The sequence below is a fragment of the Paenibacillus massiliensis 2301065 = DSM 16942 genome (assembly GCF_000377505.1).
Classification (GTDB): Bacteria; Bacillota; Bacilli; order Paenibacillales; family Paenibacillaceae; genus Paenibacillus; species Paenibacillus massiliensis.
In genome coordinates, this window is sequence record NZ_KB898186.1 from 462,236 (window position 1) to 481,628 (window position 19,393).

22 protein-coding genes, 1 pseudogene and 1 riboswitch are annotated in these 19,393 nt (G+C 47.2%); of the genes and pseudogenes, 15 read left to right on the forward strand and 8 right to left on the reverse strand.

From position 1 onward, the window contains the following. Nucleotides 1–290: 290 nt before the first annotated feature. The 7 genes from D328_RS28435 to D328_RS0105915 all read left to right on the forward strand — a co-directional run bounded on the left by D328_RS28435 (nt 291) and on the right by D328_RS0105915 (nt 6,600). Nucleotides 291–725 carry an Rrf2 family transcriptional regulator gene (locus D328_RS28435; RefSeq protein ID WP_025680537.1) on the forward strand — a complete coding sequence of 145 codons (435 nt, stop codon included), beginning with the start codon at nt 291–293 and terminating at the stop codon, nt 723–725. A 381-nt stretch (nt 726–1,106) separates the two neighbouring features. Continuing rightward, nucleotides 1,107–1,502: a Fur family transcriptional regulator gene (locus D328_RS0105890; RefSeq protein WP_018884042.1), complete on the forward strand. Its 396-nt coding sequence runs from the start codon at nt 1,107–1,109 to the stop codon at nt 1,500–1,502. After that, nucleotides 1,478–2,287, forward strand: coding sequence for a response regulator transcription factor (locus tag D328_RS0105895; RefSeq protein ID WP_018884043.1), 810 nt, complete (start codon nt 1,478–1,480; stop codon nt 2,285–2,287). Before D328_RS0105890 ends, D328_RS0105895 begins: the two co-directional genes overlap by 25 nt. Nucleotides 2,288–2,430: 143 nt before the next feature. After that, nucleotides 2,431–2,844 carry a BlaI/MecI/CopY family transcriptional regulator gene (locus tag D328_RS0105900; protein WP_018884044.1) on the forward strand — a complete coding sequence of 138 codons (414 nt, stop codon included), beginning with the start codon at nt 2,431–2,433 and terminating at the stop codon, nt 2,842–2,844. Between the two features lie 2 nt (nt 2,845–2,846). After that, a complete protein-coding gene (locus D328_RS0105905; RefSeq protein WP_018884045.1) occupies nt 2,847–3,707 on the forward strand; it encodes a M56 family metallopeptidase in 861 nt (286 codons plus the stop codon). Between the two features lie 67 nt (nt 3,708–3,774). Continuing rightward, nucleotides 3,775–4,182 (forward strand): DoxX family protein, encoded by a 408-nt coding sequence (locus tag D328_RS0105910; protein ID WP_233426155.1) that lies wholly within the window; start codon nt 3,775–3,777, stop codon nt 4,180–4,182. 363 nt (nt 4,183–4,545) lie between these two features. Continuing rightward, nucleotides 4,546–6,600: a methyl-accepting chemotaxis protein gene (locus tag D328_RS0105915; protein ID WP_018884047.1), complete on the forward strand. Its 2,055-nt coding sequence runs from the start codon at nt 4,546–4,548 to the stop codon at nt 6,598–6,600. A 19-nt stretch (nt 6,601–6,619) separates the two neighbouring features. On the opposite strand, the gene D328_RS0105920 is transcribed toward D328_RS0105915, so the two are convergent. The 5 genes from D328_RS0105920 to D328_RS0105940 all read right to left on the reverse strand — a co-directional run bounded on the left by D328_RS0105920 (nt 6,620) and on the right by D328_RS0105940 (nt 10,382). Then, the gene (locus D328_RS0105920) at nt 6,620–6,835 is read right to left on the reverse strand and encodes an aspartyl-phosphate phosphatase Spo0E family protein (RefSeq protein ID WP_018884048.1); all 216 of its coding nucleotides are present in this window, start codon (nt 6,833–6,835) and stop codon (nt 6,620–6,622) included. A 240-nt stretch (nt 6,836–7,075) separates the two neighbouring features. Then, nucleotides 7,076–8,506 (reverse strand): DKNYY domain-containing protein, encoded by a 1,431-nt coding sequence (locus tag D328_RS0105925; RefSeq protein ID WP_018884049.1) that lies wholly within the window; start codon nt 8,504–8,506, stop codon nt 7,076–7,078. Between the two features lie 226 nt (nt 8,507–8,732). After that, nucleotides 8,733–8,927, reverse strand: coding sequence for a hypothetical protein (locus D328_RS0105930; protein WP_018884050.1), 195 nt, complete (start codon nt 8,925–8,927; stop codon nt 8,733–8,735). A gap of 119 nt (nt 8,928–9,046) precedes the next feature. Then, nucleotides 9,047–9,316, reverse strand: coding sequence for a hypothetical protein (locus tag D328_RS0105935; RefSeq protein ID WP_018884051.1), 270 nt, complete (start codon nt 9,314–9,316; stop codon nt 9,047–9,049). Nucleotides 9,317–9,674: 358 nt separating this feature from the next. Continuing rightward, nucleotides 9,675–10,382 carry a hypothetical protein gene (locus tag D328_RS0105940; RefSeq protein WP_018884052.1) on the reverse strand — a complete coding sequence of 236 codons (708 nt, stop codon included), beginning with the start codon at nt 10,380–10,382 and terminating at the stop codon, nt 9,675–9,677. A 100-nt stretch (nt 10,383–10,482) separates the two neighbouring features. Here D328_RS0105940 and D328_RS0105945 point away from each other — a divergent pair, with 100 nt between their 5' ends. Beyond that, on the forward strand, nt 10,483–10,845 hold the full coding sequence (locus D328_RS0105945) for a hypothetical protein (RefSeq protein ID WP_018884053.1): 363 nt from the start codon (nt 10,483–10,485) through the stop codon (nt 10,843–10,845). Between the two features lie 162 nt (nt 10,846–11,007). Here the strand turns inward: D328_RS0105945 and D328_RS0105950 are convergent, their stop codons facing one another. The 3 genes from D328_RS0105950 to D328_RS0105965 all read right to left on the reverse strand — a co-directional run bounded on the left by D328_RS0105950 (nt 11,008) and on the right by D328_RS0105965 (nt 13,894). Further along, complete coding sequence (locus tag D328_RS0105950; RefSeq protein ID WP_018884054.1) at nt 11,008–11,283, reverse strand: hypothetical protein; 276 nt, start codon at nt 11,281–11,283, stop codon at nt 11,008–11,010. 292 nt (nt 11,284–11,575) lie between these two features. After that, nucleotides 11,576–12,232, reverse strand: a complete 657-nt coding sequence (locus tag D328_RS0105960; protein ID WP_018884056.1) for a hypothetical protein — start codon at nt 12,230–12,232, stop codon at nt 11,576–11,578. A gap of 300 nt (nt 12,233–12,532) precedes the next feature. Then, on the reverse strand, nt 12,533–13,894 hold the full coding sequence (locus D328_RS0105965; RefSeq protein ID WP_018884057.1) for a hypothetical protein: 1,362 nt from the start codon (nt 13,892–13,894) through the stop codon (nt 12,533–12,535). A 322-nt stretch (nt 13,895–14,216) separates the two neighbouring features. On the opposite strand from D328_RS0105965, the gene D328_RS0105970 reads away from it, so the two are divergent. The 7 genes and pseudogenes from D328_RS0105970 (at nt 14,217) to cbiQ (ending at nt 19,315) form a co-directional block, all read left to right on the forward strand. Then, nucleotides 14,217–15,029 (forward strand): uroporphyrinogen-III synthase, encoded by an 813-nt coding sequence (locus tag D328_RS0105970; protein WP_026281024.1) that lies wholly within the window; start codon nt 14,217–14,219, stop codon nt 15,027–15,029. Between the two features lie 5 nt (nt 15,030–15,034). Then, nucleotides 15,035–15,628: an LOG family protein gene (locus D328_RS0105975; RefSeq protein WP_018884059.1), complete on the forward strand. Its 594-nt coding sequence runs from the start codon at nt 15,035–15,037 to the stop codon at nt 15,626–15,628. Further along, on the forward strand, nt 15,625–16,044 hold the full coding sequence (locus tag D328_RS0105980; protein ID WP_018884060.1) for a hypothetical protein: 420 nt from the start codon (nt 15,625–15,627) through the stop codon (nt 16,042–16,044). Before D328_RS0105975 ends, D328_RS0105980 begins: the two co-directional genes overlap by 4 nt. Before the next feature lie 120 nt (nt 16,045–16,164). Further along, a complete protein-coding gene (locus D328_RS0105990; protein WP_018884062.1) occupies nt 16,165–16,740 on the forward strand; it encodes a DUF4304 domain-containing protein in 576 nt (191 codons plus the stop codon). Nucleotides 16,741–16,814: 74 nt separating this feature from the next. Further along, nucleotides 16,815–17,005, forward strand: a riboswitch (cobalamin riboswitch). 378 nt (nt 17,006–17,383) lie between these two features. Continuing rightward, nucleotides 17,384–18,154, forward strand: a complete 771-nt coding sequence (locus D328_RS0105995) for an energy-coupling factor ABC transporter permease (RefSeq protein WP_018884063.1) — start codon at nt 17,384–17,386, stop codon at nt 18,152–18,154. After that, nucleotides 18,154–18,423: pseudogene (locus tag D328_RS28440) on the forward strand (energy-coupling factor ABC transporter substrate-binding protein); the annotation flags it as partial. The gene D328_RS0105995 and the pseudogene D328_RS28440, both read left to right, overlap by 1 nt. A 103-nt stretch (nt 18,424–18,526) precedes the next feature. Continuing rightward, the gene (cbiQ, locus tag D328_RS0106005) at nt 18,527–19,315 is read left to right on the forward strand and encodes a cobalt ECF transporter T component CbiQ (RefSeq protein ID WP_018884065.1); all 789 of its coding nucleotides are present in this window, start codon (nt 18,527–18,529) and stop codon (nt 19,313–19,315) included. Nucleotides 19,316–19,393: the final 78 nt, after the last annotated feature.

Here is a 19,393-nt window from a genome sequence, read left to right on the forward strand (position 1 = left end):
GTTACCCTCCGTCAATTCACAATATATTGTTATATGATTGTCCCATTGTATCTATATGTGGTGTTTTTTGAATGTGACATTGATCACACTGAGTAGGTGCCCAATGCCAGCAAGCCCTCTGTATACAGGGAAGAGAAGCTTGAGATATTTTTTGAGGTTCGATATGATGAACTTGTTGATAGCGTTTACATTAATGGGTGCGAAATGTGTAGTTCCTTGAAGTTCCCCGGTGGTTCACGTACAATATATTAATTCGGTAAGTCCAAATGGGATCGAGGTGTCCTGGGGTTGTGAGCAAAGAGAAAAGAATGCGTCAAGCCACGCCTAAATGGCTTGGTGTAGCTGTGCAGGCGCTATTGTTCTTGGAGCGTGATGGGCAAATGTGCGCTAGTGGAGATATAGCTGCTTGTATCGGTAGTGAGGTGACATTGGTCCGAAGAGTGCTTGCACGGCTGGTACAGGCCGGACTCATTACGGCGAAGGAAGGGCGAGTAGGAGGGTATTGTCTTACCCGGTCCTGCAAGGAGATTACACTGGCTGATGTATATCGGGCTGTGGAGATCTATGAGCCTATATGTCCAGGGATGATACCACCGTCGCCCAATACCTATTGTGCAGGTGTGACATCTGCGCTTACGAATATCATACAGGAATCGGAGCAGCAGATGTTGAAGTCATGGGAGCAGCATACACTGGCCTCACTCGCTGTCTATTGTGAGAATTAGCAGAACTTGAGCGGATCTCTTGTACATCTGAGGAGATTTGCTGGCTGTGTAGATATGAGGGTGGACAGGCCAAATGGTGTAAGATGAAGTCAGTGATTTGTGCTGTGAATAGGGGTAAGGTAAAGAATAATTAAATAAAGTTGAACCGAGATGATGCCTGCTGGCTTCATCTTTTTTTTTGTAGCTTCCGTGTTGAACGGGGGAGTGCAGCGGCTTCATATTCACATTTTATCGGGGCAGAACTAGCCTGTGTAATGATGTACCAATTCGCATTATCTTGACGATCTATAGATTTAGATTTATACTAGGTCTAAATTGTTATTTATACTCATTATAAATTAAGATAGAATACAAATCGTTGATATAGAAGGAGTGATTCTTATGAAATCCTTGAATCTCACCATTCAAAGACAGGCTGTATATGATGTTGTACGTGAATCACACGATCACCCAACAGCCGCGGATGTGATGGAGCGCTTGAATGAACGGGGATATAATCTGGCTTACGGTACCGTCTACAATTCACTTCGTTATCTGAGTGACAAGGAGCTCATTCGGGAGCTGAAGCTTGGGGATACAGCAAGTCGCTATGACGGATTGATGGATGATCATCAGCATGTCATTTGCCAGGTATGTGGTCGTGTGGATGAGGTCATGAGCAGAGTGCCCGATGCATGGATGAAGCAGGTTGCTGTTGAGACAGGCTACGATGTAGCTCACGCCCATGTCGTATTCGGAGGAGTGTGCCCTGAATGCCAGAGCAAGCGAATCAGGTAACATCAGGAATTTCCATGAATCAAGTGAATAACGTGCACCAAGCGAATTCCGGGAATCAAGTGAATGATGTGAATCTCTATGAGCCGTTGTATTGCCCTGTGACGAGTCGGATTACTTTGATAAGCCCGGTGCCTGCCCATGTCCAGACCTGGATCAGCATGCTCTCGGCCTCCTGCTATGATGTGATGGTATTCCACCGTTGGGAGCCGCAAGTCCAGGGACAGCTGACGACGGATCTGCTGGTACTCGACTGCACCTCACTGCATGGCATTGGCGAGCTGAAGAGCTGGTACGACCAGACTCGTCCTGAGCTGGAAGGGCTACAGCGTATGTTGCTGGTCACTCCAACGGTGCTGGAGGAAGCTGGGTCACTACTGCCCGATGAAGAGCTGCTCGCTTGGCCAGCCTCGGCGAATGTGACGATCAGTCGGGTGGAGGAGCTAATCAGTCGCCTGCCAGCTACCGCTGGGCAGCAAGCAACCAGCCGCAGAACCGTGTTCAAGGACATCTGGATTGATCAAGACAGGATGACCGTCCAGCTAAGCGAGCAGAGCATCAGCCTGACCAAGACGGAATATGACCTATTGCTTATGCTCATTGAGGCGCAAGGTCGTGTTATTTCCAGAGAACAAATGATGAAGGAGATCTGGGATACGGATTTTGCAGGTGGAAGTAACGTGGTAGATGTCCATGTTAAGAGTCTGCGCAAGAAGCTGGGAGACAGTGCGTCGGCTCCGAAATATATAGCTACGATTAGAGGAGCAGGCTACCGTCTGGCGGACTAGCTAACTAGCTGGGAATAACTAATTATAGATTGACCCGAACTCTTAACATCCTCAGTTCAATCTATATATATCATAAATTGACGAAATCAGGAATTTGACTTTCGATTAATAATCACTACAATGAGTAGTGTGAGGTGTGCATGATGAAGAGACTCAACTTCAAGGGCGGAGAGACAGGCTTGAATCGTTTTTTTGGACCATTGGAATCCAAGATCATGGATCAGCTATGGAATCAGCCAAGACAGAGCATCAAGGAAGTTCAGACGGCACTTGAGCATGATAAGGACATCAGCTTCAATACGGTTATGACGGTCATGAATCGCCTGGTGACCAAAGGAATTCTGAGTAAGCAGCTACGTGGACGGACCTCGCTCTATGAGCCTGTTCTGACGAGAGAGGAATTCATGGAGGCCCAGTCCAAGGAGCTAAGTCATGATCTTCTGGAGCAATTCGGGCCGCTGGCTGTCAATCACATGATTGATGCGCTGGAGGAGGCCGACCCTGAGTTGATTGAGAGGCTTGAACAAAAAATCAAACAATGGAAAAAGGATAGGTGACCATGTGGAAAAGCCGTTCCCGATTGCTTTTTGCTGCCGGAGCGGGCTTGTCCGGCCTGATGCTGGTGCAAATGTTCATGTATGCCGGCCATACGTTATTGAACTGGGATTTGAACTTTAATGTATTTCAAATCTGCAGACAGTTGTTGGAATCCCTGCATATTGGTTATCTTGTAGATGGCTTGAATCTGCTGGTCCTGCTGACGTTTATAGTGTCCTTGATCATGACCATCCGTCAGATTGCTGCTGAACGAGCCGCTCTTCGACATCTGGATAGCCTGGAGCATAGCGTATGGACGAAGCAACTGAATGCGACCTATGCCACTGCAGGATTAGGGCGAATTCAGGTCATTGAGTACGATCGTCCTGCGGCCTTTACATTGGGATTGCTGCAGCCCCGGATTATAGTGTCAACAGAACTGCTGTCCATGCTGGACGAGGAGGAACAGGCCGCTGTCATCTATCATGAGGCTCATCATATGCGACATTATGATCCGCTGAAGACCTGGACGCTTCAGCTCAGCGCTGTGCTATTGTTCTATATTCCCGTCCTGCGTCACATTCTTGAGCACTATAAGACAGCACGTGAGATTCTTGCAGACAATGAAGCGATCCATCGCACAGGGAGCCCTGCTGGTCTGGGCAGTGCACTACTGAAGCTACTGAAGAAGCCTTCGGCAGAAGTTACACCGGTCACAGGAGCAGTACATTCCTTCTTTGCGGGCACTTCTATTAATTACAGAATCCTGCGAATTCTTCATCCTGATCAGGATCTGCCGCCAAGAATGCCACGTAAGCCGGTGATGATATCGGTACAAGTATTATCGGTATTAACTTTGTTATTCGCGTTCGCTGTGATCTAGCATCACAGCAACGTTTATTTTTACAAACAACACTACACTATGTAGTGATACGAAAAAAGGAGGAAATATGATGAATCAAAAGACGCTTCATATTGGATTGTTATTGGTGAGGTTGATGACAGGTGTAATCTTCCTGGTGCATGGTATGCAGAAATTTCAGGGACTGGAAGGGACGGCCGGCTTTTTCTCCAGCATAGGCATTCCGGGGCCACTGGCCCCTGTCGTTGCAGCAATAGAACTGCTGGGTGGTATCGCTCTGATTCTCGGCCTGGGTACTCGCTTTGCCGGCGCTGCCTTGACCGTGATCATGTTAGGTGTTCTACTGACAGCGAAGATGGGACAGCCTTATATGGCTCTGGAGCTCGATCTGATTGTACTGTTCGCTTCTCTTCAGCAGGCGCTCGTAGGTAGTGGCCAATATGGACTGGATGCCGTTCTGTTCCGCAAAAAATCAGCCCCAGCGATCAGTGCGTAATCCACCCGAGAATCTTGTAGCATCTACGTTCAGTGCATATAACGAATCAACGGGTGTATTACGAAGCTCAGTGAGTGAATGGTAGAATGCCACCATTACCACGTAGCACAACCATAACTACTATCTAAAAGTCAAGTGCATCTAAGCGGTCCGAGTTCGCTCGGCCGCTTTTTGCCATGTCATCATATGCTGATGAGGACCCCGAAATTCTTGTAACAGCATAACTAAGGCACTCTAATTATAGTGCCAATAATTACTAAAGTTAATAAGCTATTTTTAAATTTATTTAATTAAACATCAGGTTCTCTACTGCCGATAATTAACACTGCTAGTCATATAAAGAGGCTAAAAGGGAGAGGTAGAATGAGACGAGGATTGAAGTTCAAATCTGATCAAGAGACAAGGGTGGTAAACAACCAAGCAGCAGAGATGCAGGGTCACACCCCCGAGGTCCGTAAGCGCAAATTTGTACTGACGCTGCGTCTCCGACTGTATGTGGCCTTTCTATTGGTCCTGTTAATTCCAAGTGTATTTATCGGATGGATGACCTACTCTACATCACGTGACACAGTGGCTAACCAGATTAGAGAGGATGCGGCCAAGGCGGTCTCCACCGCTAATATGATTGTAGAGTCCAGTGTCTCGTCCAAATGGCACAATGTCGGCTACCTATCGGAGCAGTTCAATGACTCCATGATAGATGGCAACCATAGCCCACTGATTGAGCCACGCTTAATTGAATATGTGAAGCTGCATCCTGATGTGATAGATACTTTTATAGGCACTCCTGATGGACTGATGATCCGGGGTGTACCCAAGGAAGATGAGAATGGATTTGATCCCCGTACTCGGGAGTGGTACAAGCTGGCTATGGAGCAACCAGGGAAGACTGTAATTGCTCCAGTGAATATTAATTCATCGGGAATTCCAGTCGTCGTCATGGCGAAGACACTTCCCGACAGCTCAGGGGTTCTAGGTATTTCTTTGAATCTGGAGAGTCTTAAGGAGATGGCTTCCCTTAAAGTCGGGAAGGAAGGCTATATTCTGATTCTGGATGCAAGCCAGCGAATGGTTGTGCACCCAACTATTGAATCGGGAGAAACAGTAGCATCCGATTATTTGCTGAAGATGTATGATGCCCCGGGTGGGTACTATGCCTATACGTATGAAGAGCAACCCAAGACACTTGATTATGTAACGAACGAGACGACAGGCTGGAAAATTGCAGGTACCATGTCCAGCTCAGAGATTGATGACACGGTCGCAGGAATACGTAATACGACACTGATTGTAATCTTGGTGTCACTGGTCGTGGTTGTTGCGATGATTACAATTATTGTGCGTGCGATTCTGGTGCCGATTCGTAGACTACAAGTCTCTGCCGAGCGGATTAGCCAGGGCGACCTGAGCGGGAAGATCGAGACGGGTCCTGCTGATGAGATCGGTATGCTGGCACGTTACTTCCAGCAGATGGTGGAGAATCTGCGTACCATGATTCAAGGAGTAGGTGAGACGACGAATCGTGTCAATGCTGCTGCAGAGGAGTTAGCCGCAGGGGCCGAGCAGACAACACAGTCGATCGAGCATGTAACGGTAGCCATTCAAGAGCTGGCTGAAGGAAGCGAGCGTCAGATTGAGCGCATGGGTAACAGCTCGGATCGAATGAATGAGGTATCCAGCAATGTAGGTAGCGTCACCGGGCAGATCAGAGATATGTCTGACCGACTGCGTAGCACATCTACATCCGCCCAAGAGGGTAGCGGTTCTGTATTGCAAGCCGTGGAGCTGATGCAAGGGATGCAGCATACCGTGAATGATCTAGGGCAGGTCATCGAATCGCTTACGCTACGGTCTGCCGAGATCGGGGGCATCGTAGAGGATATCTCAGGCATTGCCAAGCAGACGAACCTGCTGTCCTTGAACGCTTCAATTGAGGCATCGCGGGCAGGTGAGCACGGTAAAGGCTTCGCGGTCGTCGCGAATGAGGTGCGCAAGCTGGCGGAGGACTCGGCTGGATCGGCTGCCCGAATTGGCAGACGAATTGCGGCTATTCAATCCGATATGGACAAGGCCCAGCGTGCTATGCGTGATACGCAGGAGCGTATGACGGAGGGAGTAAGTGCAGTGCAGAACTCCGGGGAGTCCTTCAATCTCATTCAGGCTGATATCATAGCGGCGTCCACGAGTGCCGAGGTGATTCGGGAGGCTGCTCAGGAGATGGAGAAAAGTACATCCGAGGTGGTTCAGTCCATACGCGAGATTCTGAATCTGTCCTCGGAGTCTTCTGCGAATACACAGTCGATATCCGCAGCCGCGGAAGAGCAGCTGGCGTCTATGGAGGAAGTGTCTTCCGCAGCTACAGACCTGAGCAGCATGGCAGAAGAGCTTCAAGGAATGGTAGGCCGCTTCCGCGTCTAGAGCAGTATAATATAAAAAGTTAGATTGACTCGCTCAAGCCGATTGTATGGACAATCGGCTTTTTGCGTGTGCCATGTAACCGGAGTTCCTGATTGTATTGGTTCAGCCATAAGTCCAGTTGCTCGGAGTGCTCAAGGACCTCGGGATGGAGCAGATTATCCCGTTCCTCGGCAATCTTATGTAGCTCTGCTCGGGCCAGCTCAATTCTGTGCTGTAGATAGTTTAGATTAGCCATGCTTCTCATCCACCTCCTATTGTCATATTTTAGAGGTTATTGCTAGATTATAGATTGTAATTTGTATTGCAGAAGATGGAGGACTGGCAGAGGAGTTGAGCAGGAGTTTTTCCTACGTTCGAGGATAGGGAACCCTAGCAAATTATACAGATGATAGGGAACTCCAGCTAATTATTAATAGAAAAGAGGCCACTCAGGCGAACGAGTGACCTCCAATTATGATAAGCAGGCTGTTCGGCGTTATAGCCCCTTTTTCTTCGTCTTTTTGATAGCTCCATTCTTGATTGCAAAGTAATGGGTCTGGTCCTCTGCTCTGCCCATGTCGTCGTGGACTTGAAAGGTGGAGGCGTCAGCAGACTTTTGCACGCTGCCTGTCACAAAGCTGAAGACAGATTGCTGATCCTTTCCCCAGAACCGATTCAGCATCACAAAGCTATTGCCGTCCATTCCCTTGACGGTACGTTTGCCGTTCGCGTTATAGAGATGGAGGCGGTCCTTTGCCCAGCTTTGCGGCCCATCGTCGAACAGAAACTGAAAGCTGGCCCTATCTATGGCTTTGACAAGCCTGCCCCATAGATAGACGTTACTCACGTCTTGCGCCCAGCTTCCTGTAGGAGACAACAATTCAAAGCTGGCGGGATCTGCACCTTTCATAGGAACAAGCACCTGATCAGGATGTCCGAAGGGGAGGCTTGTCCGCACGAAGCCGGCATGATACACATGATGCTTGTCCTTGGAGAGGCCGTGGTGACTGGCCGTTGGGTAGGATACAAAGCTAGCGGAGTCCGCATCTGCCACCATATAACCGTTGTAGTACACATGGTTCTGATCCCGTCCGCACATATCGTCCAGCGGAACAAAAGAGCTGGGATCGGCTCCTGCAATGATACGCCAGCGGAAATAGACATGCTGCTGATCTCTCGCGAACTGTTCGCTAAGAGGTTCGAAGGATACAGGGTCCGCTGCGCGCACCAAATTGCGCGTGGTACGCGTTATGTTGCCGCGCCAGTCGCTTGATTCAACGACATAGAAGACAGCTCGTCCCGTCGTATGCCAATTCCATTGCAGAGGCTGTAGCTCCGCTTCATTATGTTCATAATCGGCATGCCACCAGCCGCGAATGTGAGGGTAGTTGTCCAACAGCCAATCCTTGATTTCATCTTTGCTTTCGTTGGCATAGGTAAGAGAGTTGAAGTAATGGAAGAGATGATCCTGATCCGTCACGTATTGTTGATAGGCAATGGCGGTTGAGGCATCCACATCATTTCTGGTGAAGAAGTGATTACTTCCTTTGACATACAGTCTATGCTTGTCTCGTGCAAAGTAGGGGGAGTGAGGCAATAGCTCGAAGCTGGCAGGGCCAGCTCCAGGAATGAGCTTGTCCTCCAGAAACACGTTCTGGTCATTCAGGCCGTAATCATCGTCTAGAACGGTGAAATTCCCTGAGTCTTGCGTCTTGCTGATGCGAGAGGCTTTGTTGCTACGCCCGTTGTACCACCAGACTCCGCTGCCATCACGCAGATACCCGAAGGGAATCCAGCCACGTTTGAATAGGTGAATCACCTCGAAGTGATCCGCCGAAATCCCACCTTTGACTGCAACGGACTCTCCGTTCTCCGTATCTGTGCGGACAACCTGATGATTGTGAATCGACAAGAAGTTTTGTGCCACGCGATTACGCTCCGATCCGAGTTTTTACCCAATAGTAACCAGCCTGTCAGCGATTGAAACAGGAGCTGCCGCACCTGAATCCAGACCAGGAGTATACTGAATAATTCCACATGTAGCTATAAAGGTACTTATTGTGTACAAGAAGATTATAATATACCCTCTCAGTCTATTAAGTTTTGTTGTTGAGCTGAGATTTTGGATATATGGTGTTCCGTTGGACTAAGTATTATTTTGAATGAGTGATACCGTGGTATATGACGAGCAGGCCTATAATTCCTGCTAAGGTTCTACCGATAAATTCAGCAGAAATCATAGTGGGATCAACAATTCGCCCGGGATTATACCATTGTCCAGTTATGAGTACGGGGACTACAATGATGATTACGCCGATCACAAGGCTTGCCCATAATCTTTTATTCATTAATACTCCTCCATTTTTAATATGAATCTTAGATGACATGAGAATGAACAATTAAATGTTAGATGAAATGTATAAAGTTAAAACGCTCTTGGGGGAAATCCTCCAGAGCGTTTAAGCAACTAATTATTTTTTTTTCTGAGATGCTTGGATAATGAAGCTGCCACAATTATAAATACCACTATGGCAAAATAATGATATGAATCGGAGCTACCTACATTGATAAAAGCTTTGATGACTGCATAGACTGCCACTAATCCAATGAGGCCAACAACGAACTGAGCATTTCTTCGTGTGGGCTGTTTTGAACGCTTAGATATGAATAAGACAGCTACAACGCCCAAAAGAGCATAAACCATTAAAAAAGAAATAACATAATAAATCGGGTCCATTGTCACCTATCCCTTATTATCATATAGACAATACAAATGATTAATTTAACGATCCCTCAGCCGCTGAGGTTTTCTGGGATCTAGTTGGAACCATTGATTAGAATTTCGATCCGTAAAATTGTGCACTCTATTATTTTAGGAAGTTTGTTATTAAAACTACCCGATGCACACGACATGATATGATCGGGTAGTTTTAGTATACTCGCTACATTCTACTCAAAGCTTTAATGAAAAACTCTCCGGGGGGCCTTTGATAAATACAAATTTTAAGTATGACTTAGAGCATACTGTTACTTAGTTTATTAGAGTTAATTGTGACTTTACTTTTTTGGTCTTTTCAATTCAGATTTTCCAAAACTTAGTATAGTCTAATCACAAAACTTAAAGGGTGGGTTCCTCCAATAGCATCAACCTCAGTGGCGCTTAGTTGCGTTACAACTGATGAAGTATCTGGACTTGCAAAAACCGGTGCCCAATTCCAATCTCTTGCAACGACTGTTCCTGAACTCGAAAGGCCAAAGTTAACTGTTCGATTGTAGTTAGCTTTTGCACCTTTCTCGGTGGTTCCAAATTGTGTAACGGAAACTTTATGGTCCTTAGTCCCTGGTGTGCGTCCATAATTTTCCCAACGGAAATCTACCTTATCGACATATACATATTTGTTAGCTGCGCCTGCGGTAACATAGTAAAGTGTTCCGTATACCTTTACAGAAAAAGATTTGAAGTCATTGTTGTCGGAAATCCGACCTGTTGCTTGAAGAACAACATCAGTGGCATATTGAGTAACGAGTTCCCCTGTGTTTTTATCCTGTAGATCGTATAGTGGTCGTGTTGTATTTTCCAAAACATCAATATCGTAGTCCTCGGAGTCGTTGTTTACATCAACTGTAGGAAAAGAAGTGTTAAATAAAGAAATGTCATTTTTAGAAATTTCGTTACCACTATACTCTTTGATAACGGTATATCTATTAGAGTCGTAACTTGGTTCTTCTTGTGCTAGTGCCAAATTACCACTGGACAACAATAAGCCGATTGCAAGAACTGGAGCGAAGATTTTTCTTAGCATAATATACATACCTCCATTTGTTTTCATGTATTAATGATATAATACTTGCATGATAATGGTTTGGTTTACAAATTATAATAAAAATACGGAGGGATTTGGGATGGAAAAAGCTCTTTTTTATGTTTTAGCAATAGTAATGATCTTTCTAACGGCATGTTCAAATAAGATTGTCTCATTTCAAGGTGAGGGTGATAACTGGATAGTTACTAGCACAGTTCAAAGTGACGAGAATTCTTCAAGTTACCAATATGTCATAAAATTCAAAGGAGAGGTTACTTCATCTTTTGAGCAAGTAGATTATAAGTTTATCAGTGAGAATATACATGTGAAGGAAACAGCGCCATTTGAAAAAGAAATAGAAAGACGCGGTGAAAATCGTCAAGTATTTGTCGATGAAGATCAATTTTTTGTTGAATTTGATTGGAATGGTAAAACTGAGCGAGTAACCGTTAACAAAGAGTAGCCAGCTTTAACGAGAGTGCACTTGATTTTCTCAGAGTGACTATCATCCGATTTTGAAGGAGAATTACCGCTCAAAAGCAGTGGGAGAATGTCGGGTGAACTCCCCGGAAGTATAGACGAGAAAGAGGATATCTGCCTAGTAGATATCCCCTTTCTGATGGTACTATTCTTGTTTTTTTGTGTTTTTATTACGCCAAGATAATAGAATACGTCCGATAATTAGCACACATGCAATCAACAAGACTGTAGTGTGCCATGTCCACACTTGTATGCCGTTCATTGCCACAGGGGCTATGCCTAGAGCTAGTGCTATGAGTAAACCTACAATTGTAACAAGGTCAGGAGCTTTGCTGTCACTACCCTTTTTCTTCTTATAGGTGCTGTATGCCCAACTGCCAAGAAAAATAAATATTAGAGTAGCAAGCAAATAGATATTCAAATGGTGCTCCTCCCTAATGATTTAGTTTTTTTCTCAATTCCAAGTATGATTTAACCGTCAATAATAGGCTTATGGCGAGAGAGAACAGTATACTATGAGCTTGGGAGTAGAACCAAATAAGTGCGAGGCCGATAGAGACAATTACTGAAATAACGAGCAATAGCTTTGTATTGCTAAAACTATTCTTTGCCATCTTCTTACCCATAAGCTTGACACCTAGAACGCCAACTGTGGCATAGATTAGTATATAAATAGTTAGTAACACGAAAGCTAATGCAACCATAATTACCTCCTAATTTGGATTGATCGTATAGTAAAGGGCGAAATGGAAATTGATCGTAACCCCTCTTCCTTCGTTATTATAGGATATCTGTCCAGCTATTGCGATATGTGCAAAATTGATAATCTGACTTATTGCCTGAGCCACTTTTGTTGGAGGAGTAGGAATTAGCCCCATTATTGCGGTGAACGCTGCAGCTGCGGAACCAGCAGTGTTCATTGCATATGCTAAGTTTCTGGATTCTCTATCCGTAAGGGTCAGCGCATAACCCCATGGATAGAGATTTCCAAAAGCTTGGAGAGATATCTTACTTTCATTGATAGGTGGAGTATAGTTAATTGGAACCACGTTGCCATCAGAATCCAACTCCAAAATATCTTGTTTGATGAGGCTATTAGTTTTTTGAACACCATCTTCAAAAACCTTATAAACTTCAGGAGAAATGTTACCTATACTCTCAGCGTCTAGATGTAATAAACCATCTTCTCCAGCTAAAATGTATTTACTCATTTCAGGGATACTGGCAAACACTTCAGATTTTAATGTCGTTGACTTGTTATCATCTTGCTGTTCTTGAGTGATCGGCTCAGATGCAAATATTGCTGTAGGCCCAGCGACCGATCCGAGTAAACTTAAAGACATCACACTAGCAAGAATTTTACGATTCATTTGTTGTACCTCCTTAAAATTTGGGTTATCATAACTGTCTTTGCTAATCTCACCCTAAAAAGACTGATTATTTTTCAATTAAAACCTCCTTTTTGAATATTTTGGATTATTATGCTGAATTATAGTTTTATATTTGTATTGCAGCAGCAACTAAAAAGAAGCTTCCGAATCATATGCAATGGTGTTGGAAACTTCTTTTTAGTTGAAGTCTCAGGTTAATCCAGATTACTTTTCAGACTTCTCACATGTTATTCCGTAAAGTATGAGGTTTATATGAATGATTTTTGTAGGTGCTTTGTATTATCCAATCCTTAAGCTCTTCTCAACCAAATGATTAAACTGGAGAAGCTCTTCCTCCTCAGCTTTGTCCAAATGTTGCTTAAATACAGACATACATTTTATGATGTTTTTGTCATTCTTACTTTCTACAGAATATTTAAGAGCGTTTATAATATAACTTACGCCTGTTTTTCTGTTATTGTTAAATTCGTATAAAGCTAGTTCGCATAGGGATCTGATATATTGTTCTTCCATAATTTGTTGATTATATTCAAAGATTTTGTTCTCGTACACTTTTACAGAGATATGGGAAGCAAAGCGCTCCAGAGTCGAATCGATATTATAGTGAAAGCGATTAGCGGCTTGGACAATATTATAAATAGCAGTGAAAATCTCATCTTCTTGAGAAGAAATGTAATTAATATACTCAGTTAGTACCTCAAAGTTTCCAGACATCAGTCGGTATAACATGGTATTAGCGATTCCCCATTCCCTAAACTGCTCTAGGGTCTGCCTGGATTCTTCATTATCTGCTTGTAGCCAATCAGGATTGGAATATAAATTCACATAATGGAGAGCTTCTTCATAGCTTCCTTTTTCCTCACATACTACCGAGCGTATCAGTAAGGCATATAAGGGATAAGAACATAAGGGCCTTTCCGGATGATGATGCTTATCTATTGAACGCGTTGATTTGCAATGTAATTTATATTCCATTATTGAAATTTTATGCAGCTTTTGCGCCAATTCGTCTACCTTATTCCAGCGCCGCAAAGCCCCATAAGTATAAGCCAGCTTAAGCAGCGCATCCAATTGATCCAACTCATCCAGATAGGAGACATACCCTTCGAACAGAATGGCGGCCCGAAGATTCGCCTCCAGATCATCCCCCAGAGATATCGTGAACATCCGGTAGTGACACAGAGCCAGCCGCTCAGAGTGCTGCATTTTCTCGCTCTCCGCCACGCGCTGGTAGAGCACCATCGCTGCTGCCTTGTTATCCTCTTCGTACCACTGCTCAGCCAGATCGAATAGCATAGGGGTATAAGAGAGGTTATCCATAATCTCGTTCGTCACCTTGGTAATACAGTCGAGCTTCCCGAGCTCCGCGCAGCGGCCCAGAAACGGGCGCAGCCTTCGCCAATCCGCAGTAGCGCCAGCAATGTACTCATCTATGTATAGTTCGTAGAAATGTCCTTCTGGCAAAGCCATACCCGACGTGATGCCATCCAGATGCTGCATGGAGATCGGGCGAGTTCCGTTCAATATACCGCTAATGGTTCCTGAATTAATGTCAGAGCGTTGTGAGAACTGATTAATGGACAATCTATTCGATTTTAAATATAGCTCCAACTGATCACGTATCATTACTTTCTGCTCCAATGTGGTGCCCTCCCCTAATCGCCTACAGAGAACCAAACTTGAAATGAAGCTCGCTTTCGTTGTCAAAAAAGTAAATCTATTCCTGTAATATTTTTCTATTATACACCAACTTCCAAAATGTGGGCAATAAGGGCGTATTGCATAACGACTCTTCTATTTATTAAGATATTTCATCGCGGTATTCCGCTTTGCCTGTTCGAATTGTATACTTGTACCAGATTAGAATAATTATTGCGAGCTAGAGCCCTGAATCGACGATGTAAGCGGAATGATCTGTTCAGAAGCAAGATAAGATGAATTGAAGGATTGGGAGGATGGCATGGTGGCACAACGTATGGCAGGTAAAATCGTAGCCTTGGCGGGTCCGCGTAAATCGGCAGAAATGGCAACATTGGTAGAGAAAATGGGAGGTACCGCCTGGCTGCTTCCAGCACAGGGGACGGTGTTTCTGGATGATGCGGAGCTGCGCAAATCCTTAGAGCAATGGCTTGCGGCTCCACCGGAATGGGTGATTCTGACGACGGGCATGGGACTCGACGCGATCTTCAGTGTGGCTGAAGAGGCAGGCGTCGCGGAGCGCCTCTTGGCGGTGCTGCAGGACTCCAATATTGCCGCTCGCGGCTACAAGACCGTGAATGCGCTGAAGAAGAGAGGTCTTACGCCCAGCGTACGGGATGACGACGGTAGTACAACCGGACTGATTCGTTCCTTTGGCGAGACACAGCTTCAGGGACAACGTGCGATCCTCCAGCTTCATGGCGAGTCTGCTCCAGAGCTGCTCGCTTGGCTGACAGAGCGAGGAGCGGATGTCACGCAAGTCCTTCCTTACAAGCATATTCCGCCACAGGAGGAGCATCTGGAGAAGCTGCTGCATAGTATCGTTACTCGCGAGCTGGATGCAGTCACGTTCACCAGTCGTCCGCAGATTCATTTCCTCGCAGCATATGCCCGTGAGAAGGGGCAGTTCGATGAAATGCTGGAGGCTTTTCGTGACAAGGTGGTAGCCGTAGCTATAGGCAAGGTGACAGCACAGGCGATGAAGGAGGAAGGCGTTGAGCCACGGGTTGTACCTGAGGAAGAACGGATGGGCAGCATGATGGTGGAGCTGGGACGTTATTTTGCGGACAGGAGCTGATGTGATTGCAATCCATTTGTGTATTTGCAGGGTCGAATGACGGACGATCTGCGGACTATCGAGAGCAGGCTGTTGCTCTGGGTACCGCACTCGCGAAGCAAGGAATTCGCCTTGTCTATGGCGGCTCCAGCTATGGGTTAATGGGAGCTGTGGCAGATGCCGTGCTGGAGCATGGCGGACAGGTGACGGGGATCATGCCTACAGGGCTATTTCGCGGTGAGATTGTACATACCGGCTTGACGGAGCTGGTCGAGGTAGCAGACATGCATGAGCGCAAGGCGACCATGAATCGGCTGGCAGATGGCTTCATTGCTTTGCCCGGTGGTCTTGGGACCTTCGAGGAGCTGTTCGAGGTGCTATGCTGGGCCCAGATTGGTATCCATACGAAGCCGATTGGACTGCTGAATGTGAACGGCTATTATGATCCTCTGGTAGAGCTGATTCGCCATAGCGTTCGGGAAGGCTTTGCAGGGGAGACGCATCAGAATCTGATTCGGGTTGCGGAGCAGGCTGAGGAATTAATCGGACTATTGCAGGCATATACGCCGCACACGCTCGGGACCAAATGGAACATCAAGGCACCAGAAGGAGAAGCATGAACAGAGAGCTAGGCAAGACATTTCAAGCCTTTGTGCTAGAGGGGCGAATACCGTTCCCCTTTGAGACACCATTGGAGGATGTCCAGCAAGCGCTGGGCACCTCTACTACATATACTATGGATCAGAAATACGGCTCGTATGCTGTCTATGCAGATGGAGTGGAGCTATTATTCGACGACGGCAGACTGTGTCTGGTGCAATACGAGATAGCTAGATTGGGCGAGGTGCTGATTGGAGCTGATCTCATTACGCCAGATACCTCCTATGAGGAGTTCAAGGGCTATGTCATCGCAGCAGGACTGCTGTATACGGAGGCCGAACGTGATGGACAGGTTGTCTGGACTACAGCGCAAGGGGTTAAGCTTTATTTTGAAGAGGATCGCTTCGTCACTGCCTTACAATCGAATATGGAGTAGCTTTTGAATGAAAATGGATATGGAGCAGCTGCTGAAGGATGTCCCTCGTGCTAACTCTGAATTAAGGTGCGGACAGTGGCGGGAGACGAGCAGTAAAGGCTGACGAATTGGCGGTGCACGATGAATACGAGATACATAAGGGACTTCTTAGTAGGTCATGATTTCAGGCTGCACAATCCTCTTGATTTCTATCGAGAGAAGGACGGGTTCGTGCAGTGCATTAACTTTCAGCGAAAAAGCTCTGGCGACGTCTTCTTCATCAATCTCGGGGTACATCCTGTATTTAGGAAGGACCCGGGTGCACTGCATCCCCGGCAGGAGATGGATTGCTATATACGTCATCGGTTACAGATGGACAGGGAGCTACAGGTTGCTTGGCTGCACGATGAAGATACCTGCGGTCAGATTATAGAGGAGATCACCGATAAGGCGTGGAGGTTCTTCGATTTCTTTGGCTCATTTGCACAGGTGTTCGACTCGCTGGAGATTGAAGCTATAGAAAGCGGCCGTGTACCGGAGCCGCTGCAGCAGGTTACCAAGGTCAGATTGGCCATGCTAGGTATGGGCTACCATGAGCACATCGGCAATAGTGCCCGATCCTGCGAATTTGCCAGCTATGGCCTCCTTGTGGCTGGAAGAGCAACGGCACTTAAGAAGGAGTTCAGACGTGTCCTGAGCCAAGCGAATCTCGACTAATTAAGGCAAGCCTATGCGGGACTGTTTTTGTCTTGCGCTGGTGACGGGGCGAGGGTATCATAGAGAGCATAATCATATACAGCCACAGACTGGGTGCCTTTGCTTCACGCAAAGGGTAACAGGGAATCGGGTGCAAATCCCGAGCGGTCCCGCCACTGTAAAGGGGAGGTCTACTTCATCACGTCACTCGAGTACCACTACACGGGGAAGACGAAGTAGACCAACGAGCCTTAGCCAGGAGACCTACCCAGTCTATTTCACCGTAGTCCTTCGCGGAGAGGAGCAAGGTGTACCGAATCAATTGAGGAGTGACCGGCTAAAGTTCACACAGGCTTGCTGAATTCATCGTGTTCAGGTTGACGGCAGGCATGCGGCGCAGCCTGGGACAGGTGTGCCTTGCAAGTAGTGAAGGAGTGGCTGTGCTTCTCGTTGTTATTTGAGTACATTATTTGAGACCCGATCCGAACAGGATAAGGGTCTTTTTTTGATGGATTTCCCCTGTGAGAGGGAGCGCCCTGACGACATACAACCAGACTAAGCACATATAGTAAGCATTTTGCATACAACCATCGAGCGACTATCATCCACAGTACGATTATGCAAACTGCCGATAGTAGGTATTTCATTGAATGGAGGAAAGAGTGTGTTCACACGATGTCGATCGATCGCTTTTGCTGTACTGGTGCTTGGCTTTACCTTGTATTTCCTACTGGCCTCTCCACAGGAAGTGTACGCGATGCATATTATGGAGGGCTTCCTGCCACTCGGGTGGGCTGTGTTCTGGTGGCTATTATTTATTCCGTTCTTCGCTCTTGGCGTGCGCAGGCTCATCCGTATTACGCGTGAGCATCCCGAGTTGAAGCTGATGATGGGACTGGCTGGGGCATTTACCTTCGTATTGTCAGCCTTGAAGCTTCCGTCTGTCACGGGCAGTAGCTCTCATCCGACAGGGACAGGACTTGGGGCGATTATGCTGGGACCGCTACCGATGAGTGTAATTGGCTCGATCGTCCTGCTCTTTCAGGCTGTCCTGCTGGCACATGGGGGACTCACGACGCTGGGGGCCAATGCCTTCTCCATGGCAGTAGCTGGACCGTTCGCAGGCTATGCCGTGTACAAGCTCCTGATGAAGGGAAAGGGCAGGGAGAACATTGCTGTGTTCTCAGCGGCGGCAGTAGCGGATATGACTACATATCTTGTTACTTCCTTGCAGCTCGCACTAGCCTTCCCTTCCGCTCAAGGTGGGGTGCTGGCATCCCTTGCGAAGTTCGGCGGCGTATTTGCTATTACCCAGATTCCGCTCGCAATAACCGAGGGCTTATTGACTGTGCTGCTGTGGAATTGGTTGAAGTCCTACAGCCCTCATGAGCTATCCATCCTGAGCCGTCATGAGAGAGGAGCGCGCCAAATATGATGAGTAGAGGTCAAGTGGTCTGGATCTTGGTGGCGGTCATTTTACTGGCGGCTCTGCCACTGCTGCTGGTGCAGGGGGATTTTGGTGGAGCGGATGGGGCGGCAGAAGCAGCCATTCAGGACATTCGTCCCGAGTATGAGCCATGGTTCCAGCCGCTGTTGGAGCCTCCCGGCGAGACGGAAAGTATGCTGTTCGCGCTTCAAGCTGCGTTGGGTGCAGGGCTAATTGGCTACGTACTCGGCCTCATGCGAGGGCGTAGAGAGCAGCGGGCCAATAATCCATCTAGTGTATCTAGCGCCTCCGATGCCTCGCTATCGACTGAGACTAGAGATGAACAACCGAATAGCAGCGTGATGCATTCCTCCCAGTCGCATGCTAAGAACCATTGATTCGGTCTCGTATGGTAGTCGCTTTCGCAAGTATTCGCCCGTATGGAAATGCGGCTTCGCTGTAGCGCTGCTCCTGCTAGCCTACGTGACGCATCCGTGGGTACAGGCTATCTTATGGGGCTGGCTGGTCGTTTGGACGGTCGGATATGCGGCGGTGCCGTGGAAGCTCTATGCCGTCCTGAGCGGTAGCGTATTCCTATTCTATCTCGTGAGCCTGCCTCCGTTGCTGCTGGAGCTGGGCTCGCCTGAAGATCACGGAATCGTCTTGTTGGCGAGGGACACATGGTCTGTCTATATGACACCAGAGCATATTCAGCGGGCGCTGCAGCTAGGAGTTCGAATAGGAGCCTGCACTGCCTGTCTGATGTTCCTGATCCTGACTACCCCATTCGCCGATCTGCTCGGTGTAATGGCGCGAATGAAGCTGCCGGCCATTGTTACAGAGCTGATGCTCATTATGTACCGCTTTTTATTTTTTCTGTCCGACACGGCCTCAGGCCTCATGCGTTCACGGCGACTGCGTGGGGGAAAAGGTGGGGCTCGCGCCATGGTCAAGGATGCCTCTGCGATGGCGGGACAATTGTTCCTGAAGACAATGGGACGATACAGAGGACTGGAGCAAGGACTGGCTGTGCGGGGATATGACGGTACGCTACCGCTATACCTGACTGCCACGGAGCCCATGCCTGTCAGATATCGTATGGAGGGCTGGGCAGGTGTGGTCATTCTTGCTGTGCTGGAGCTATGGTACGTACTGGGCCTGGTGCCTTAGCAGTGGTCGACGGAGCTCTCCAGTTGCAGTGACCTGCACTCACGTGCGATGCGGTCAAAGGTACTAGCCTGATCCAGT

What these genes read in the sequence shown, in the direction of transcription:
- D328_RS0105960 (WP_018884056.1), bottom strand. Translation starts at nt 12,232, where the DNA reads ATGAATCGTAAAATTCTTGCTAGTGTGATGTCTTTAAGTTTACTCGGA.
- D328_RS0105900 (WP_018884044.1), top strand. Translation starts at nt 2,431, where the DNA reads ATGAAGAGACTCAACTTCAAGGGCGGAGAGACAGGCTTGAATCGTTTT.
- D328_RS0105945 (WP_018884053.1), top strand. Translation starts at nt 10,483, where the DNA reads ATGGAAAAAGCTCTTTTTTATGTTTTAGCAATAGTAATGATCTTTCTA.
- D328_RS0105940 (WP_018884052.1), bottom strand. Translation starts at nt 10,382, where the DNA reads ATGCTAAGAAAAATCTTCGCTCCAGTTCTTGCAATCGGCTTATTGTTG.
- D328_RS0105895 (WP_018884043.1), top strand. Translation starts at nt 1,478, where the DNA reads ATGCCAGAGCAAGCGAATCAGGTAACATCAGGAATTTCCATGAATCAA.
- D328_RS0105905 (WP_018884045.1), top strand. Translation starts at nt 2,847, where the DNA reads ATGTGGAAAAGCCGTTCCCGATTGCTTTTTGCTGCCGGAGCGGGCTTG.
- D328_RS0105915 (WP_018884047.1), top strand. Translation starts at nt 4,546, where the DNA reads ATGAGACGAGGATTGAAGTTCAAATCTGATCAAGAGACAAGGGTGGTA.
- D328_RS0105990 (WP_018884062.1), top strand. Translation starts at nt 16,165, where the DNA reads ATGAATACGAGATACATAAGGGACTTCTTAGTAGGTCATGATTTCAGG.
- D328_RS0105980 (WP_018884060.1), top strand. Translation starts at nt 15,625, where the DNA reads ATGAACAGAGAGCTAGGCAAGACATTTCAAGCCTTTGTGCTAGAGGGG.
- cbiQ (WP_018884065.1), top strand. Translation starts at nt 18,527, where the DNA reads ATGCTAAGAACCATTGATTCGGTCTCGTATGGTAGTCGCTTTCGCAAG.
- D328_RS0105935 (WP_018884051.1), bottom strand. Translation starts at nt 9,316, where the DNA reads ATGGACCCGATTTATTATGTTATTTCTTTTTTAATGGTTTATGCTCTT.
- D328_RS0105910 (WP_233426155.1), top strand. Translation starts at nt 3,775, where the DNA reads ATGATGAATCAAAAGACGCTTCATATTGGATTGTTATTGGTGAGGTTG.
- D328_RS0105920 (WP_018884048.1), bottom strand. Translation starts at nt 6,835, where the DNA reads ATGGCTAATCTAAACTATCTACAGCACAGAATTGAGCTGGCCCGAGCA.
- D328_RS0105890 (WP_018884042.1), top strand. Translation starts at nt 1,107, where the DNA reads ATGAAATCCTTGAATCTCACCATTCAAAGACAGGCTGTATATGATGTT.
- D328_RS0105930 (WP_018884050.1), bottom strand. Translation starts at nt 8,927, where the DNA reads ATGAATAAAAGATTATGGGCAAGCCTTGTGATCGGCGTAATCATCATT.